The 3,686-nt window shown below is 62.1% G+C and carries 4 protein-coding genes; all 4 read right to left on the minus strand.

Annotated features, from left to right (window positions below):
• On the minus strand, positions 1 to 694 hold a 694-nt coding region (locus JWR14_RS13025; protein WP_299706995.1), incomplete at its 3' end, for a VWA domain-containing protein.
• A 6-nt stretch (positions 695 to 700) separates the two neighbouring features.
• Entirely contained in the window at positions 701 to 1,588 is an 888-nt protein-coding gene (locus JWR14_RS13030) for a MoxR family ATPase (protein WP_299706998.1), read from the minus strand.
• Positions 1,589 to 1,679: 91 nt separating this feature from the next.
• Complete coding sequence (locus JWR14_RS13035; protein WP_299707001.1) at positions 1,680 to 2,480, minus strand: xanthine dehydrogenase family protein subunit M; 801 nt, start codon at positions 2,478 to 2,480, stop codon at positions 1,680 to 1,682.
• A 12-nt stretch (positions 2,481 to 2,492) separates the two neighbouring features.
• Positions 2,493 to 3,686 (minus strand): molybdopterin cofactor-binding domain-containing protein (locus tag JWR14_RS13040; RefSeq protein ID WP_299707003.1); only part of this gene is annotated, 1,194 nt, incomplete at its 5' end.

Consider the following 3,686-nt stretch of genomic DNA (forward strand, 5'->3'; position numbering starts at 1 on the left):
GCACAGCTCGGGAATACGCGCTCATCGACCCGGAAATGTCGAGCAGCAGAACAAGCGGTGGGCGGCGCTCGACCACCTTTTTGTATTTCCACGTCGTCCAGTCGCCGCCCGAGCGCACGGCGCTCCGGGCGCTTGCGCGCAGATCCGCGTGCGTGCCGTGCGACGCGGTTTTTAAACGGCGTGTGGGCTCTGTGGCGAGCGGCATTCTATGAGAACGAATTTGATGTCGAAGCGCGCGCCATTCATCAGATGTAAGGGTGTCGAAATCGCGGTGGCTCAGGCGTTCCTGCGCGCTGAACGTAATGCGCGCGTGGAGATGTTCAACGTTATCCGGCTTCTGGTTCGCCGGATTCGATGCGGCCGCGCGTGCGGCGAGGGCATCAGCGAGACGATTGTTGCGCTTGGGCGGCGGCACGCCATTCGTCACTTTCGGCAGCAATAGCGCGCGCAGTTTCCCTTCCCGATCGGGATCGCGCCAGAACAGATCGAAGGCTTGATGAAAGAGTTCGCGCTCGTCAGGCGCATGAACGAGTAGCGCGGCGAGCGCGGCGCGGACATCGTCGCGACGGGTGATATCGATCCAGCGCAACGCTTCAAGCGCATCGACGCTGTGCGCCGGCGACATCGCCAAGCCCGCGCCACGAAGCAATCGCACGAAATGCACGACGTTGTGAGCAAGCGTTGGCGTCTCCATGTTCGTTCAAGCCGGTGCGGCGAGACACTGCGCAATCTCGGCGGCGTCCACGCGCGCGAGATCGTCCTGGTATTTCAGCAGCACGCCCAACGTGTCCTGCACCGATTGTAGATCGAGTTCGCTCACCGAAAGCGCCGCCAGTGCACGACACCAGTCGATAGTCTCCGCCACACCCGGCGCCTTGAACAAATCGAGCGTCCTCAGCCGATGCACAAACGCCACGGCGCGCGCCTGCAAGTCCGCGCTGGCTTCGGGCGCGCGTGCCGCCACAATCTGCAGTTCCACATCGCGAGCCGGATAGCCGATCCATTGATATAAACAGCGTCGCTTGAGCGCGTCGTGGACCTCGCGGGTGCGATTCGATGTCATCACGACCAGCGGCGGCCGCTCGGCGCGCACGGTTCCGTATTCGGGAATCGATACCTGGAAATCCGATAGCAACTCGAGCAGAAACGCTTCGAACGGTTCATCGGCGCGGTCGATTTCATCGATGAGCAGAACGCGTCGAGTGCCCGGATTCGACGGGTCGGGCAACAGCGCTTGCAACAATGGGCGCTTGAGCAGGAACTCACTTCTATAAAGCGAATCGTTCGACGGTTGTTCGCCCGAGGCTTCGGCCACGCGCAGCGCCATGATCTGGCGCGGGTAGTCCCATTCGTAGAGCGCACTGGCTGTGTCCAGGCCTTCGTAGCATTGCAGCCGCAGCATTTGCGTGCCGAGCATGCCGGCGGCCGCTTTCGCCAGCTCGGTCTTGCCAACGCCCGGTTCGCCTTCCAGGAAAAGCGGGCGCTGCATTTTCAACGCGAGGAAAAGCCCCGTCGCGAGTTCACGGCTGGCGAAGTAGTGCTGCCCGCTCAGGGCGGCGAGGGTTTCGTCGATGGATGCCGGGTCCATGAGGTTCCTGTGTCTAATAGGTCAGTGTTTATTTCGCTCGCGCCGGGAGAACCCCAGCCCGTTCATCGGCGCGAGCAAAAGAACCGGAAGACTAAAACGCATTAGCCCGCTCGACCGCCCTGCCGGCAAGAATCGGGATCAAATGGGCCCGATACGCCGCACTCGCGTGCATGTCCTCGTTGAGGGTATTGGCGGAAATCGATGTGCTGCGCGCCGACGCAACCGAGAAATCCTTCGATAAAGCCGCTTCCAGTTCGGAAGCCCGAAACACCGACGCTGCCGCGCCCGTGATCGCCACTCGCACGCCGCCGGCATGCTTCGCAACGAACACGCCAACCAAAGCAAAGTGCGAAGCAGGATTACGAAACTTCTCGTACCCGGCTCGCTCGACAATCGGAAATTCAACCGATGTAATGAGCTCATCGGGCTCCAACGCCGTCTCGTACATGCCAAGGAAAAAGTCATCGGCGGTGATACGCCTTCTATCCGTCACGATAGTCGCATTCAACGCCAGCACAGCCGCCGGATAACATGCCGCCGGATCATCGTTGGCAAGCGATCCGCCGATCGTCCCGCGCTCCCGAACCTGCCGGTCGCCAATATGGCCGGCAAGATCCGCGAGCCCCGGCAACGCGCGCTGCACCTCCGGGTTCGCGGCAACCTGCGCATGACACGCCGCGCCGCCGATCGTCACCTTGTCACCCGTCACGGTGATGTCCTTCATCGAGCCGATCCGCGTCACATCCACCAGCGCCGACGGTTGCGCGAGCCGCAAGCGCATCGTCGGCAGCAAGCTCTGCCCGCCCGAAAGATATTTGGCGTCATCGTGTTGCTTGAGAAACGCCACCGCTGCGTCGGACTTGTCAGGCCGTTGATAATCGAATGAGTACATGTCGAAGTCCTCTTAAGCGGGAGTCGAAGCGCCACGAGCGGCCGATGCATCGGCGGCCGCATGCATCGCAGCCCATACGCGATGCGGCGTGGCAGGCATCTGCAGGTCGGTCACACCCAGCGGCGAAAGTGCGTCGATGATCGCGTTAATCACCGCCGGCGGCGAGCCGATCGCGCCCGCTTCGCCACAGCCTTTCACGCCCAACGGGTTATGCACGCACGGCGTGCCTTTCGACGTTTCCACGTCAAAGTTCGGCAGGTCGGACGCGTGCGGCATCGCGTAGTCCATGAACGAGCCGGACATCAACTGGCCGCTTTCGTTGTCGTATACGGCGCGCTCCAGCATCGCTTGTCCAATGCCCTGCCCGATCCCGCCATGCACCTGGCCCTCAACGATCATCGGATTGATGATGTTGCCGAAGTCATCGACGGCGGTGAACTTCTGGATACGCGTTTCGCCGGTGTCCTGATCGACTTCCACTTCGCACAAATACGCGCCCGATGGATACGTGAAGTTGCTTGGATCGTAGAACGCGTTTTCGTTGAGGCCGGGTTCGAGTTTGTCGAGCGGGAAGTTGTGCGGCACGTAAGCCGCCAGCGATACCTCCGCGAACGCCTTCGTCCGGTCGGTACCCACCACGCGGAAAATGCCGTCCTTGAACTCGATGTCTTCCGCCGAAGCCTCCAGCAAATGCGCCGCGATTTTCTTGGCCTTGTCCTCGATCTTGTCGAGCGCCTTCATGATCGCCGAGCCGCCCACCGCGATGGATCGTGAGCCGTACGTCCCCATGCCGAATGGAATCCGGCCGGTGTCGCCGTGGACGATCTCGATGTTATCCATCGATACCCCGAGCCGGTCCGCCACCACTTGCGCGAAGGTGGTTTCGTGCCCTTGACCGTGGCTATGCGAGCCGGTGAATACTGTGACGGAACCCGTGGGATGCACGCGGATCTCGCCGGCCTCGAACAAGCCCGCCCGCGCGCCCAACGCGCCCGCCAGACTCGACGGCGCCAGCCCGCACGCCTCGATGTAGCAGGAGTATCCGAGCCCACGCAGCTTGCCGTTTTTCTTCGATTCCTCGCGCCGCGCGGGGAAGCCTTTCACCTCGGCTAGTTCCATCGCGCGGTCGAGCAACGCCGAGTAATCGCCGGAATCGTAGGTCAGGCCATCCGGCGTGGTGTACGGCCACGACCGGATGAAGTTGCG

It is taken from the genome of Caballeronia sp., assembly GCF_028292365.1.
Taxonomy (GTDB): Bacteria; Pseudomonadota; Gammaproteobacteria; order Burkholderiales; family Burkholderiaceae; genus Caballeronia.

Coding starts and splice junctions, on each gene's coding strand:
- JWR14_RS13030 (WP_299706998.1), bottom strand. CDS start 1,588: ATGGACCCGGCATCCATCGACGAAACCCTCGCCGCCCTGAGCGGGCAG.
- JWR14_RS13035 (WP_299707001.1), bottom strand. CDS start 2,480: ATGTACTCATTCGATTATCAACGGCCTGACAAGTCCGACGCAGCGGTG.